The sequence below is a fragment of the Cyanobacteria bacterium FACHB-DQ100 genome (assembly GCA_014695195.1).
GTDB lineage: Bacteria > Cyanobacteriota > Cyanobacteriia > Leptolyngbyales > Leptolyngbyaceae > Leptolyngbya.
The window spans coordinates 200,208-213,708 of the sequence record JACJNW010000019.1; the positions used below are offsets into that span (position 1 = coordinate 200,208).

Consider the following 13,501-nt stretch of genomic DNA (forward strand, 5'->3'; position numbering starts at 1 on the left):
AGAACCGAGGTTAACGTGAGTTCGACGTTTTTTTCGCTTCGTTCTTGTCGGCTTCTTGCCCCCTAAATCCCCCACGAGTGTGGGACTTAGAGAAAAGCGGTTCTCCAAACTCAAGAGATTCTCTTCCCTTCAAAGTCCCCCAGAATGGGGGATTTAGGGGGCTACCCGCAGATCCAAACGTAGCTAAGAACTTGTGTCGAACTCACGTGGGGTTAAACCGGAGCGAGAAAACTCGTCTTCCGTTATTGACTCAACCAAGCGATCGCTTGTCGAATCCAGGCTTCTGCATCCCCAGATTTTGACAGGGCGGTATTTTGCCCGACCGCTTGCAGGGCTTGGGTAATTTCTTGATCGGTATAGCCCAATGCCAGCAGCGTCATCTCCACATCTTCGAGAATATTCGAGGCGGGGCCTGCACCCGGAGTCACCACAATTCCCGACTGTTGTCGCCATTCCGAGAGCTTCGTTTTCAGTTCTAAAGCAATCCGTTCTGCGGTTTTTGCACCCACACCCGGAGTCCGCGACAACAAGCGAGTATTGCCAGACACGATCGCCTGCACCAAATCTTGCAGCCCTAAGGTATCGAGCAGTGCCACCGCAAGCTGTGGGCCAATGCCGCTCACACTAACCAATTGCCGAAACAAATCACGCTCTGCTGCCGAGCCAAACCCGAACAGCGTCACTTGATCTTCGCGCATGTTTAAGTGAGTAAAAATCTGGGCTTGTTCGCCCTCAGACGGAAGCGACTGTAGTAAGCGCGGCACAACCTGCACATCATAGCCAACCTGATTCACCTCAAGCGTTAAGGTGACGCGATTGTTTGTTGTTTTTTGAATTGCCGCGATCGTGCCTTTGAGATAACCAATCATGCCTTCATTCTAGCGAAACCCGAAGTATTCTAGCCCTTCGAGGATGCCAGCGGCACAGTAGGACTTCGCCAAATAGTGATGCGGAGCGGGATGATCGCGATGCCATGACCGCAATTCTGGTTGTGCATTGCCCACCATAATTCCACGCTCTGATCCAACCGCAAACAAGGCAATATCATTCCCAGAATCGCCACAGACGATCGTTTGCTCTGGTGCAAATCCCAAAGTCTGTCGCACGAAAGTCAGGGCTGATCCCTTATTAGCGTGACGTGGAAGGATATCTAAATCTCGTCCACTACTGTAAATCAGTTGGACATCTAGCTCCTGCTGTTTGAGTTGATAATCTAGCTGCGGTAAAAGCTCGATCGCGGCTTCTTCAGTCAAAAAGAAGCTCGCTTTAAAGTCACTCTGTTCGGTTTCGGCTTGCAGTACGAGATCTAAAAAATGGGCGGTAACAGCCATCACTCGATCGCGATTCCATCCGACCGTGAGCTTTTTTTGCCACTCTAAATCAGGCGCGCCATCTAGCCGCGAGTAGATTGCTGTGCCCACCGACGCGATTAATAAATCGGGTTCGATCAGCGGGGCTTCGGCAGCAAGTTCTTGGTATCGAATCAGCGATCGACCGGTGGAATAGACAATCTTACTTCCGGTTGATCGTGTTTGTTGGAACCATTCGTTTAGTTCCTCATGCGCGAAGTCATCGCCCACCAGAGTATGGTCTAAATCAGTCACAAAAAGGATCGGGGTCACAATCTATCTCCCAAACGCCATGCTTGAGTTTAGAGTCAAATCAGAAGAATATCTTGATCCCCAAGATTGACCCATATTGGAAATCCAAATTTCTTATAGCAAGATCCGACCCTAATCGCTTCCGTCTTTTAGAATCATGAGACTGGCTGGGATATTTTTATGGTGATTGATTTTGGGCGGGAAATTTGTGGCATCTTGCCGACCTCAGAAGCGCGAGAATGGCTCGTCACAAATGGAATTGGAGGATTTGCTTCTGGGACGATCGCGGGACTCCTGACCCGTCGCTATCACGGACTTTTGATCGCAGCCTTAAACCCACCGCTCGATCGCACCTTGCTCACCACAAAGCTCGAAGAATCAGTTCAATACGGGACAGAGATCTATCCACTCAGCACAAATCGCTGGGTCGATCGCACTGTGAAACCCCAGGGATATAAACAGATTGAGCGATTTTTTCTTGAAGGTACAGTTCCCGTATGGCGCTATGCTTGCGGCGATGCAATTTTAGAAAAACGCATCTGGATGCAGCAGGGAGAAAATACAACCTATGTGCATTATCAGCTACACCGAGCAACACAACCGTTAACGCTAACGTTCAAAGCTTTTATCAATTATCGGGATTATCACGGCAATACTTCCGGTAAGGGTTGGCGGATGGAAACCGCAGCGATCGCACACGGTTTACAAGTTTCTGCCCATCCCGAAGCAGTACCCTTTTATCTATTCTGTCGGGGCGCAACGCTCACCCCAACCCACGATTGGTATTACGGATTTGATTTGGCGATCGAACGGACAAGAGGACTCAGTGATCTCGAAGACCACCTACACATCGCCACGTTTGAAGCCACACTATATCCGGGTCAATCGCTCACATTTGTCACGAGCACCGAAACGGCTCCGAATCTGGATGGCGAGACTGCTTTGCGATCGCAGCGCAACTACGAGCAGCGAATATTCGACTGTTGGCGGCTCGATCGCGTGAAGCAAGTCGAAACCTCTCCTGCTTGGATTCGCCAATTGGTGCTGGCGGCGGATCAGTTCATCGTCAGTCGTCCTCCAAGCGGCAAAACGATTATTGCAGGCTATCCCTGGTTCAGCGATTGGGGACGGGATACAATGATTAGCCTGTCAGGGTTAACGCTTGCGACTGGGCGAGTTGAAATTGCGCGCTCGATACTCTACACGTTCGCTCAGTATGTCGATCGAGGAATGCTTCCGAATCGCTTTCCTGATGCTGGAATCATTCCCGAATACAATACCGTTGATGCGACCTTATGGTATTTCGTTGCGATTTTCGATTACTACAACGCAACTGATGACCATGACGTGATCGAAAACTTATTTCCGATGTTGACAGAAATCATCGACTGGCATTGTCGCGGTACTCGCTACAACATTCACCTAGATTCCGCAGATGGTTTGCTCTATGCGGGAGAACCCGGAACGCAACTCACCTGGATGGATGCCAAAATCGGCGATTGGGTCGTTACGCCTCGGATTGGTAAGCCGATCGAGATTAATGCCCTCTGGTACAACGCGCTTCGCATCATCGCAAAGTTCGCCCGTCGCATCGGTAAACCCTACCGCGAATACGATGCAATGGCAGAACGAGTGCTTGCCCGCTTTGAGCGCTTCTGGAACCCTGACACGGGCTACTGCTTCGATGTTCTCGATACCGAAAACGGGAATGATGCAGCGCTGCGTCCAAATCAGATTTTTGCCGTCTCGCTGCCAGAAAGTCCTTTAACGCAAAACCAGCAAAAAGGGGTGGTCGATGCCTGTTCTCGATCGCTGCTCACTTCTTACGGGTTGCGATCGCTCGATCCGCATCATCCAAACTATCACGGACATTATGCAGGCGACCCGCTGCATCGTGACGGCGCTTATCATCAAGGGACGGTTTGGGGGTGGCTGATTGGGGCGTATGCGATCGCGCATTATCGAGTGTATGGCGACTCAACCAAAGCGCGGGAATTTCTTGAACCGATGGCAAATCACCTCCGCGCTCAGGGATTGGGAAGCCTGAGTGAGATTTTTGATGGCGATGCCCCGATGATGCCGCATGGCTGTATTGCCCAGGCTTGGACAGTTGCAGAAGTGCTTAGGGCTTGGATGACGATCGGATAAACCTATATTTTGGGATAAACATATATTTCTAGTCCTGATCATCTAGCTTTAGGCTGACTATGATCTGAAGTATTGAGCAATGTTTTGCTTTGTTAGGAAGCAGAAAACATTGTTATTCTCTCTACACCAATCAATCCATGAGTCAGACCCACTCAGCTACCAAGCTTAATCAGGCAGCTTTATCTCGTTTATCAAAGACAATCCGTGTTCCAGAGTACGATCGCTATCTCCTGAAAAACGGCATTGTGCATATCGGTGTTGGCGGCTTTCATCGAGCGCATCAAGCTTTATATCTGGATAACTATTTTCATCAAACCTCTGATTTTCGCTGGGGAATTTGTGGCATCGGCTTGTTACAGCAAGACCGACGAATGCGCGATGCACTCCAGTCTCAAGATCATCTCTATACCTTAGTCGAGCGATCGCCCAACCACGATCGCGCTCGGATTATTGGAGCAATCGATCGCTATCTGTTCGCCCCTGAAGACCCCCAATCTGTGATTGCTGCAATGGCATCGCCTGACTGTCGAATTGTGACCCTGACGATTACAGAAGGAGGATATTACTACAACGAAGCCAGCGGCGAATTAGAGATTAACCATCCCACCATTCAACATGATTTACAGCAGCCGGATCAGCCGATCGGCACTTATGGCTTTTTAGCAGCAGCATTGAATCAACGCCGCAAGCAAGGATTGGCACCGTTTACTGTGCAGTCTTGTGACAATTTACAAGGCAATGGCAACATTACTCGAAAGATGCTAACGACCTTCGCCGAACTCCATGATCCAGCTTTAGGACAATGGCTCTCTGAACACGGAGCCTTTCCGAATAGTATGGTCGATCGGATTACACCCGCCACGACGGATAGCGATCGTGCTTTGGTTGCAGATCAGTTTGGGATTGTTGATGATTTTCCAGTGATGGCGGAGCCTTTTCTGCAATGGGTGATTGAAGATCAGTTCTGTGCAGGAAGACCGGAGTTAGAAACAGTCGGAGTGCAATTCACAACTAATGTGCATTCCTACGAATTGATTAAAATTCGACTGTTAAATGCAAGCCATCTGTTGATTGGTTATCTGGGAACATTGCTTGGTTATACCTATGTGCATGAAGTCATGGCAGATGTGCAATGCCGAAATGCAGTCACGGCATTCATGGAAGAAGTGACACCGACGCTTCAACCTGTTCCTGGATTAGATTTAACAGATTACAAGAGAACATTGATTGAGCGATTTGAAAATCCTAAGATTCGCGATCGTGTCTCTCGTCTCTGCTCTAGTAGTTCTGTTAAAGTTCCTAAGTTTCTACTAGGTTCACTGCGCGATCTGCTGCAACAACAGGGTGAAATTAAATTTCTTAGTTTCACGATCGCGGCTTGGTTCTACTGTTTGATGGGACAAGACGACCAAGGACAAGCGATCGCCATTGAAGACCCATTATCGACTGTACTGACAGCGAGAGTTAACAAAGCCGATGTCCGTCCTTTACTCAGCTTAAGCGAGATTTTTGGTGATGATTTAGTACAATCTCTGCGATTTGTAGAAGCTACTGAAAGAGCGCTACGCCAACTCTCTAAAACTGGAGTTAGAGCAACGCTCGCTCAATCTCACTAAACTTGTAATCGCTCCAGTGGTTAGTTCAGCAACGATCGCGGCTCAACTTCAACGAACAACCACTGGAGTTCCAACTTTTGCCCAATTGAATAACCACTGTGCGTGATCCACTGCAACATTCACGCAACCATGACTGACAGGTGTACCAAAACGATTGTGCCAGTACGCCCCATGAATTCCGTAGCCTCCTGAGTAATACATGGTGTAAGGCACATCGGGAATATCATAGTCATCCCCTTGCATTCGGGCAACGCGATACTTCGATTGAATGCGAAACACTCCTTGAGGAGTCGGGGTGCTTGCCTTTCCGGTTGAAACAATCACCGCATGAACCTGCTTTTTGCCTTCCCAAGCAATCAGTCGCTGCGTCGAGAGCCGAATCTCGATCCAACGTTGATTGGTATTTTTGTAAGTTGTCATTGCTCGTACGGTAGGTTCGCTTCCCGTAGGGTTCGATCCTGTCGATTGAGCCTGCACTATCTGAGAAGGTGCAGCCGCAAAAACAGCAGTTGCAATAATGCACATCGAGCAACGAAATAAATTAGAGCGAATAAAATCTTTCATAATGCCAGCCCGAAATTAAGTGGGATGACAAGTGCAATTAGAATCGTCGATCGCAGTAGAGAGGCAGCCTGAAAAAATAGTTCAAGTTTTTGCAGCGTGAGTTCTATTTGCAAGCTTGTGGAGATCACTACAGTACAGTGAGCGCTATTCCGGAAAATTCCAGAAGCAAAATTACTCAGAAATCTTCTGATTTATAGACCGTACCCGTAAGATTACCCAATTAATTCTGTGATTCATAAAAAAGATACAGATATTCACGGAGTATACGTAGAGAAACTGTTTGTAAACTATCGATGCAGTAGGCTTTGCCCTGATTTCACCCCACGAACAGTTCTGAAGCTGTGATCACTATGAAGGACAGACAATTTATTCGACATTTTCGTATATCAACCTTCTGGATGCGTTGTTTTGCAGTTACTTTTGTTCTGGCGGGATTCGGAGGCGTTAAAATTGCAGCCGCAAACGATTCGAGCAAAATCGCCTCAAAAGTAGCAGCGATCGCGTTAGAGGTTCCTAATGCCTCATGGCTAAAACCTGCTCAGGAAGTAAAGCCCAATCAAAAGGTAAAACCCGAACAGAGAGTAAAACCAGCAGTTGCCGCTCCAACTGTTCAAGGCGCAGCAATCGATCGGGAGCCAAAGATTATTTCAAGAGCAGAGTTTTTACAGCAGAAGCCAGAAACCAGTGCTGAAAAACTCCTCAACTCACCCTCTGTTGCTGACTCCCCTATTGCTCAGGCTCCTGAAACTGGGAACTCTCAGGATCTCCGTAGGCAATTGCTGATTGAACCTTTAGAAGAGCTTCGGATTCCTGCATATTCTCCGGGTTCTACTGTCGGTGTTCCAAGTGCGTTTGGCGCAAATTTTGGCGATGCGTTTGTGGGACTATTTTTCGCAAATCGTCGACCAAGAATTAATGAAGCCGATTCTGCACTCAGCTTTGGATTTGGTTTGGGTGACTCTGAACGCGAACTTGGCTTAGAAGTCAACTTCAACATCGGTAGCCTTCGTCGCTTTGGTGCCAACGGTGAAGTTGGGCTAAAGTTACACCGCTCTCTTCCCGGCAAAGCTGCGATCGCGCTCGGATTTGATTCTGGCATCCGCTGGGGTGATGAAGCCAGCAGAATTGACTCGTCCCTGTATGGCGTTGCCAGCAAAATCTTTGACTTACGCCCCGGAAACGTCGAAGATTCACTGCCTCTGACCTTAACGCTCGGTGTGGGAGGAGGACGGTTTCGATCGTATGACAACACTGTGAACGGACGCGGTGGCGTTGGAGTTTTTGCTAGTGCGGGTCTGCGTGTTGTTCCTCAAGCATCAGTGATTGGAAGTTGGACAGGACAAGACTTAAATCTGGGTGTTTCTTATGTTCCGATTAAAACAACGCCGTTGTTTCTCACGTTTGTTGTGGGTAATGTTCTGAATCGGAATGATAACAACACCGTGTTCTCTTTTAGCGTTGGCTATGGGTTTAACTATCTCGGATATCAATACTAAGATGATGAAGCAAATTGCTGTTCTACTCAAGTCTACGACGGTGTTAGGAGCAATCTTTACGCTGTCGATCGCAGCTCCGGTTGCTGCACACACCCCGACTGGAACTCCTGGCTATAATCCCGGCTCTGAAAAGGCTCCTCCATCTCTGCCGCAGCCTGGTTCACCTGCGGGAGGTCGCTTTATCGAGATTATTGGCGAGTTAAGAGCGATCGTATCTCAGCCTGCGGTGCCTCCGAATGAGCCGGGAGTTGAGGTTGAGCGTCCGGGATTTGTGCGTTTAGACCTCAAGCGTGAAGGCAGTACACCTGCCAGTATCGCAGCACGGTTTTCGCGCTATGTAGATAGATTGAGCACTCAATCTGGACAGTTTACGATTTTTGGCAACGATCGGTTCGGAGTGACGCGCAACATTGAAGTTGTTCTGATTCCTAAGCTCGATCGCCAAGTTGAGATTCGATTTACCTCGAACTCTGATGCGCTCAAAGGCGCAGACGGAAAACCGATAATTCAGTCGTTTACTGCACAGAATGCAAAAATTGCGGCGATTCTAGCAGGCGTTTTACCTGCTTTGGATGCTGCAAAAGTCTCACTACCAACGATGCAAACCGCAGCGAAGATTGTGCTTTCATTAGGCAATCTCAGCTTGAGTTCAACTGAGATTCTGCAACTTGCTCAAGGGCTTGCAGAATCATTGATTGCGAGTGAGTCATTGTTAGCGGGCTGCGGTAGTGATATTGCTGCACCAACCTGTACGAATATCAGTAAGAATTCACTCGCGATCGCGATCCGTGCTTACAATAATGTCGTTCTGACAACGAGAGAAGAAGTTTTGGTCACGTTGTCAAATAATTCAGAGTTTCAAACGCTGGGTAAGGTGTTACGCCAATCGCGCAATGCACGAGCTAAGGGCAATTGATAGGGTGATTGAGTTTTAGTATCTGTGCCCTCACCCCAACCCTCTCCCCAGGGAGAGGGAGCAAGAGTCTGGTTCCCTTCTCCCCAGGGAGAAGGGGTTAGGGGATGAGGACGAAGATCCCGGTATTAAGATTGGGATGCGATCGCAAATTATTACGGAAAGTTAGCTTCATGCGTTTGCTTGAGTATCGCGCCCGTTTTACCCAGATTGTCAATGATTCAAACTACTGGCTGTTGGCAATTGCACTGGGTTTGGTGGTACTGCACCTACAGCTATATTGGCGGTTGTCGGGCGATTTTAGTCATCTTTCGCTAGAAATGGTCGAATGGTCTGCGCTTGGCTACTCCCTATGGCAGAAGCGCGATCGTTTGCTGTTAAAGCGGGAAAAGCTCTCTCAATGTGTCGGCTGGTTTTTGATTGCGTTATTGCTAGTGCGAGGGCTAAATTATCAGGTCGGTTATACCCTTTTATTAGAGGTAACGCCCTTATTCATTGGAGGCGCGATCGGGTTAATTGCAGTCGGGTTTAGGCAGTTCAAGTATTATCGGCGTGAACTCTGGATTATCCTTGTGATGGTCATCCCGATTCATTTCTTGATGGTCATATCCGAAAGTCTGGTCGATTCGAGTGTGGTTACTGCAAAATACGCTCACACTCTGATGTGGTATCTCGGCTTTTTGGTGGAGCGTCAAGGCACGAAGCTAATTATGCCGACTGGAGCTGTCCAAGTTTATTTGGGTTGCTCTGGGCTAGAGGCGATTCTAGTGACGTTAAAGGTGGCAGCTTTATTTTTGCTGATTTTTCCAACCACATCAAAGCAAAAGATTACGGTACCTGCGATCGCGATTCTGTCTGCATTCATCATTAATGGGTTTCGCGTCATGTTTTTGGCGTATCTCGTTTCAAAGAAAGATACGGCAAGCTTTGATTACTGGCATGGCACAGGTGGAGCACAAGTCTTTTCGATGATCTCGATGACGATTTTCACGAGTTACTGTCAGTATTTGGTCGAATACAGAAAGCTAGAGCCAGAGGCTTCTATTGAGGCAACGGAAACTCCAGAAGAGCTAGAACACTCCTCGCACTAAGTCTATGCACTAAGTTTATGATTTCATCGAAGTCGCTGTATTTTCCGCTGCTCAGGCTAACTTTATTTTGCACAGTTCTAGTGATTGGTAGAGCGGTGTTTGATCCGAATCTTGGTCAGTACACACCTTTCACGTTTCCGAGCCAGATGCTTTTAAAGCAGTCTAAGTTAGTCGAAGGCACTGCACTGGTGTTGAAACCGCTTCCAACTCAGGTCAATGCACCGAGCGCAAACGGCTATCAGTATAAGTATCAGGTCAACGATCGTGCCTTTAATGTTCAAGTCCACTATCTCACCACCACGCATGGAGATATTCCAGTTTATTTAGACATCTATGGCTTGAATCATCAGAGTGTAACGGTTAATCCAACGACAAAACAAGGACAAACCGGATTCTACCAACTGTTTGAACACGATCGCACTGCTTATCTAAGTTCCTGTATCAATTCACAAGGTTCCAGTACAATCAATCGAGAGCAATTTTTTGCGAATCGCAATGCTCATGATCTGACCGTCGATCGCATCTTACCCATTGTGCTGGGAGCTGAAGATGTGCGCGATACGCGGTGTTTGTGGGTGACGATTTCGACCCCGATCGACGATCGTTCGATGCAGGATGTTCATCAACAATTAGAAGCCGTTTGGCAAGATGTTTACGCTTGGTGGCTACCAAGATTTCCAAAGCTTTAATCGTGAGGATTTGTGATGCAGTTTGAGTCTACTTCGGCAGGTAAAGCAATCTCTGGGTTGCGCGTGATTGGTTACGGTATTTTAGTGCTGTGTTTGTTTGATTTGGTTGATATCTTATATCCACTACAATTATTTAACTCAGGATGGGAGTTTAATACGGCTGGTAATTTGATTGAGCGAGTGGGTTTTCCGCTGATTGGGTTAGGTCTGATCTTTCTGGGTGAAGAGACGAATCGGACTAAGGCGGAACGGTTTTTGTTGAAGCCGTTGTCTTGGATATTGCTCGTGTATGCGATCGCGTATTTCCTGTTGGTGCCGCTGACGGTGAGTTCTGGCTGGCGGATTTATAATCAGAACAATGCGGAGATGGTTGCACAGCTATCGCAGCAGCGTGAACGAGCAAAGTCGGCTCAGGAGCAACTCGGTAAGCTGAGTGATGAGCAGGTGAAAGAACTGGTAGCGCGATCGACGGTTGGAGGGTTGCAGAACTTCAATGCGAATGAGTTTCGTAAGCGCCAGCTAGAGGGACTTGAAACGGCGGCACAGCAGACTCAAGTTCAAGCAAAGGCAGCGTTGGAACAACAGACTAAGAATCTACTGAAGAAGGGGACGAAGTGGACATTAGGTGCGGTGATTTCGGGCGTTGTGTTTCTCTATCTTTGGTCTTTGACGGGTTGGGCACGGGTGAAGAAGGTTCGGAACCGTCCGATGGCTGCTACGCGATAATGAAAGCTTTTAGATAGAGAGTTGATTACCGTGGAGTGAGCGTTTTGCTTGCTCCATGTTTTTTTGGGCTTGCAATTGAGAGCGGATGCGTGCCCCCTAAATCCTTCACGAGTGGGGAACTTTGAGGAAAGGAAGAAATTTGATCAAGCGCGATCGTCGCAGTTGTGCATTTCTCCTTCGAGTCCTTGATAGTGGGCGTTCAGCTTTCGGAAGTCACGGCTGAGTCTTTAGAAGTCGTGATTGAATCTTTGGGAGTCGCGGCTGAGTCTTTTTTGCTGACGATCGGGCTAAAACACTTCGGCGTTGATGAATTACACTTCACGCTCCATACTTCATCAGACCTTTTCTAAGCTCCGATCGACGCATCCACAATCGCGATAAACCTGCAAGAGCGCTGCACCAACTCGATCGCTGTTAAATCGCGCGATCGCAGTTTGTCTAGCATTCTGTCCAAGCTGCTGCCGTTTTTGCGGATTCTGAATCAAGTGGATCAATGCTTGCGCTAGAGCATTCACATCTCCGGGCGGGAGTGCGATCGCATCATGCTGATCTGTCACCAGTTCCGCTGCTCCGCCCGCATTCGCAATGATTACAGCCTTGCCAAACGCCATTGCTTCAGCAATGACTAATCCAAACGGTTCTGGTTGCGTACTCGCATGAACAACGATATCAAGATGGTTATAGATCGAAGCTGTATCTAATTGAAAGCCAACAAACCTAACAACCTGATCTAAACCGAGTTGAGCAACACGGCTTTGAAGTTCTGCCAGCGAAAACTGTGAGCCTTGAGTATTGTAGATTGGCGCACCCACAATTTGAAACTGAATCGACACATCTTTGAGTTCTGACATGACTTGTGCTGCTGCTTGCAGAAAGATGTCGTGTCCTTTCCAGCGCGCAAACGTCGCAACTAAACCAATTCGTAACACGTGCGATCGCACACTTTCTTCTCGGAAATAGTGGTGATTCACCGCCGGATAAATCACATCAATCGGCACCGGTGCAATCACAGTGTTGGCATCGCGTTTTACCGCATCAGACAGCGCGATCGCGCTGGTGGTCGATCGACTTAATGTTCTCAAGACCTTTGCCATAATTGGGCGTGTACTGTAGAAGTCTTGGATATGCCAAACCACCGGACAATTAAGCCGACCGAGCAAACTCAATAAAGCATGGGCTTTTACGCCGTTTGAGTGAATCAGATCCGGTTCAATAGTCTGAATTGTTTGCCGCAATCTTCGTAAGTAGCGGAGCAGGGCATTAGCAGAGCCAGCAATTTGCGTTAAAGTCTTGAGTGTTTTCAAGGGCTTCCAGTCGCCTTTAAGATGGCTATCGCCTAACTGAGACATTGAAGCGGGCATGGGCAAATAGATCACGTTAACGCCGAGATCAGTTGCCGCATCGATTAGAGCACCCGCAGAACCTGCGATCAGGATAATTTCAATTTCTGGGCAATGCGATCGAATCGATGCCAGTACATCAAGCAAAATTCGCTCTGCACCACCAATAAACCCGACATGATTAAAAAACAGTAGCTTCATCGTGTTCCTAGTTGCCAATAAGCTTGAGTAATTGCTTGAGTATGCGCCTGCCAAGAATATTGACTGGCTTGAGTGAGGCGCAGTGCTGGCTCTGGTGCCTGTCTCGGATCATCCAGCACCCCACCAATCGTTTTCACCCAAGCTGAAATGTCTGCCACCGGGCAGTACATTGCTGCCTCTCCAGCCACTTCGCGCAGTACGGGCAAGTCACTGGCGATCGTAATCGCACCACAAGCTAGCGATTCGATCAAGGGCAGCCCAAACCCTTCTGCTTCACTAGGAATCAACACCGCTTCAGCCTGACGATACAAAGCTGCGATCGTCGCAGTTGGAAGATTGTGCAGGTGAATGATTTTAGAGCGAATGTTTAAACGATCGAGTTGTTGCTGTTGTTCAGGTGCCCAATCGCCCCCAACTTTCACCAGATGTAATTCAGCATCAGCCCGACTTAGCTCAGCAAACACATCAAGCAACACATCAATTCGTTTACGTGGAATACAGCTTCCAACGTGTAGAACGAACGGAGCTTTTACGGGTACAGCAACATCTACATCAACCGAAAACTCGGACGAAATTCCATAGGGCGCATGAACTAAGCGTTCTGGATCGACTAATTGATACTGTTCTATCTGTTGTCGAACTGCCTGAGTCGAATAAAAGACGATCGCGGCTTTCTGTAATCCATCCAGAATCCGTTGAGACATTGCCCGATACCACCGTGGGCGCGGTTCTTGTTCGGGTTCAATAATCGATCGAAACGCATCAATATCATGACAGTACACTCCTGTTCGATGTGCAGGAAGTTCATGCACTAATTGAGCATAAGTATGATCGCACACATGAAACACATCGAATCTCGTGGCCATGCGCTTGATGTAATTCGGATAGTCCCAGAAGCGATTGAGTAAGCGATCACTATTAAACGCAACCCTGCGATTTCCAAGTTTCGGCAGACGCGTCAGGCGATGTTGGAACGGTGGTCGCACTTGATCCAGTCGCCAGCCGTGGTCAGTCTGCCAGTTGTCTAGTAACATCTGAGCGCACAAATTCATACTGTGCCATTGTTCTTCTAGATAATCACAAATTAGAGCCGCACGCATAGTTTCAATCCAGTGA

General features: G+C 48.1%; 13 protein-coding genes. 8 read left to right on the plus strand and 5 right to left on the minus strand.

Going from position 1 to position 13,501, the window contains the following annotated elements:
• Positions 1-242: 242 nt before the first annotated feature.
• Both ruvA and H6F51_05900 read right to left on the minus strand, forming a co-directional pair.
• Positions 243-869 carry a Holliday junction branch migration protein RuvA gene (gene ruvA, locus H6F51_05895; protein ID MBD1822029.1) on the minus strand — a complete coding sequence of 209 codons (627 nt, stop codon included), beginning with the start codon at positions 867-869 and terminating at the stop codon, positions 243-245.
• A gap of 9 nt (positions 870-878) precedes the next feature.
• Complete coding sequence (locus H6F51_05900; protein MBD1822030.1) at positions 879-1,622, minus strand: sucrose-phosphate phosphatase; 744 nt, start codon at positions 1,620-1,622, stop codon at positions 879-881.
• A gap of 159 nt (positions 1,623-1,781) precedes the next feature.
• Between H6F51_05900 and H6F51_05905 the strand changes: the two genes are divergently transcribed.
• Complete coding sequence (locus H6F51_05905; protein MBD1822031.1) at positions 1,782-3,749, plus strand: amylo-alpha-1,6-glucosidase; 1,968 nt, start codon at positions 1,782-1,784, stop codon at positions 3,747-3,749.
• Positions 3,750-3,886: 137 nt separating this feature from the next.
• Positions 3,887-5,365 (plus strand): mannitol dehydrogenase family protein, encoded by a 1,479-nt coding sequence (locus tag H6F51_05910; GenBank protein ID MBD1822032.1) that lies wholly within the window; start codon positions 3,887-3,889, stop codon positions 5,363-5,365.
• A gap of 48 nt (positions 5,366-5,413) precedes the next feature.
• On the opposite strand, the gene H6F51_05915 is transcribed toward H6F51_05910, so the two are convergent.
• Positions 5,414-5,929: a L,D-transpeptidase gene (locus tag H6F51_05915; GenBank protein MBD1822033.1), complete on the minus strand. Its 516-nt coding sequence runs from the start codon at positions 5,927-5,929 to the stop codon at positions 5,414-5,416.
• 350 nt (positions 5,930-6,279) lie between these two features.
• On the opposite strand from H6F51_05915, the gene H6F51_05920 reads away from it, so the two are divergent.
• The 6 genes from H6F51_05920 (at position 6,280) to H6F51_05945 (ending at position 11,194) form a co-directional block, all read left to right on the plus strand.
• Positions 6,280-7,425, plus strand: a complete 1,146-nt coding sequence (locus H6F51_05920; GenBank protein ID MBD1822034.1) for a hypothetical protein — start codon at positions 6,280-6,282, stop codon at positions 7,423-7,425.
• A gap of 1 nt (position 7,426) precedes the next feature.
• The gene (locus tag H6F51_05925; protein ID MBD1822035.1) at positions 7,427-8,341 is read left to right on the plus strand and encodes a hypothetical protein; all 915 of its coding nucleotides are present in this window, start codon (positions 7,427-7,429) and stop codon (positions 8,339-8,341) included.
• A gap of 170 nt (positions 8,342-8,511) precedes the next feature.
• The gene (gene crtA, locus H6F51_05930) at positions 8,512-9,429 is read left to right on the plus strand and encodes a cyanoexosortase A (GenBank protein MBD1822036.1); all 918 of its coding nucleotides are present in this window, start codon (positions 8,512-8,514) and stop codon (positions 9,427-9,429) included.
• 17 nt (positions 9,430-9,446) lie between these two features.
• Entirely contained in the window at positions 9,447-10,118 is a 672-nt protein-coding gene (locus tag H6F51_05935; GenBank protein MBD1822037.1) for a cyanoexosortase A system-associated protein, read from the plus strand.
• Between the two features lie 15 nt (positions 10,119-10,133).
• Entirely contained in the window at positions 10,134-10,844 is a 711-nt protein-coding gene (locus tag H6F51_05940) for a hypothetical protein (protein ID MBD1822038.1), read from the plus strand.
• A gap of 191 nt (positions 10,845-11,035) precedes the next feature.
• The gene (locus H6F51_05945; GenBank protein MBD1822039.1) at positions 11,036-11,194 is read left to right on the plus strand and encodes a hypothetical protein; all 159 of its coding nucleotides are present in this window, start codon (positions 11,036-11,038) and stop codon (positions 11,192-11,194) included.
• Here the strand turns inward: H6F51_05945 and H6F51_05950 are convergent.
• Together H6F51_05950 and H6F51_05955 are read right to left on the minus strand one after the other, a co-directional pair.
• Positions 11,180-12,385, minus strand: coding sequence for a glycosyltransferase family 4 protein (locus tag H6F51_05950; protein MBD1822040.1), 1,206 nt, complete (start codon positions 12,383-12,385; stop codon positions 11,180-11,182). The genes H6F51_05945 and H6F51_05950 overlap by 15 nt on opposite strands.
• Positions 12,382-13,485: a glycosyltransferase family 4 protein gene (locus H6F51_05955; protein ID MBD1822041.1), complete on the minus strand. Its 1,104-nt coding sequence runs from the start codon at positions 13,483-13,485 to the stop codon at positions 12,382-12,384. Before H6F51_05955 ends, H6F51_05950 begins: the two co-directional genes overlap by 4 nt.
• Positions 13,486-13,501 lie beyond the last annotated feature (16 nt).

What these genes read in the sequence shown, in the direction of transcription:
- ruvA (MBD1822029.1), bottom strand. Translation starts at nt 869, where the DNA reads ATGATTGGTTATCTCAAAGGCACGATCGCGGCAATTCAAAAAACAACA.
- H6F51_05905 (MBD1822031.1), top strand. Translation starts at nt 1,782, where the DNA reads ATGGTGATTGATTTTGGGCGGGAAATTTGTGGCATCTTGCCGACCTCA.
- H6F51_05935 (MBD1822037.1), top strand. Translation starts at nt 9,447, where the DNA reads ATGATTTCATCGAAGTCGCTGTATTTTCCGCTGCTCAGGCTAACTTTA.
- H6F51_05920 (MBD1822034.1), top strand. Translation starts at nt 6,280, where the DNA reads ATGAAGGACAGACAATTTATTCGACATTTTCGTATATCAACCTTCTGG.
- H6F51_05955 (MBD1822041.1), bottom strand. Translation starts at nt 13,485, where the DNA reads ATGCGTGCGGCTCTAATTTGTGATTATCTAGAAGAACAATGGCACAGT.
- H6F51_05915 (MBD1822033.1), bottom strand. Translation starts at nt 5,929, where the DNA reads ATGAAAGATTTTATTCGCTCTAATTTATTTCGTTGCTCGATGTGCATT.
- crtA (MBD1822036.1), top strand. Translation starts at nt 8,512, where the DNA reads ATGCGTTTGCTTGAGTATCGCGCCCGTTTTACCCAGATTGTCAATGAT.
- H6F51_05925 (MBD1822035.1), top strand. Translation starts at nt 7,427, where the DNA reads ATGATGAAGCAAATTGCTGTTCTACTCAAGTCTACGACGGTGTTAGGA.
- H6F51_05940 (MBD1822038.1), top strand. Translation starts at nt 10,134, where the DNA reads ATGCAGTTTGAGTCTACTTCGGCAGGTAAAGCAATCTCTGGGTTGCGC.
- H6F51_05950 (MBD1822040.1), bottom strand. Translation starts at nt 12,385, where the DNA reads ATGAAGCTACTGTTTTTTAATCATGTCGGGTTTATTGGTGGTGCAGAG.
- H6F51_05910 (MBD1822032.1), top strand. Translation starts at nt 3,887, where the DNA reads ATGAGTCAGACCCACTCAGCTACCAAGCTTAATCAGGCAGCTTTATCT.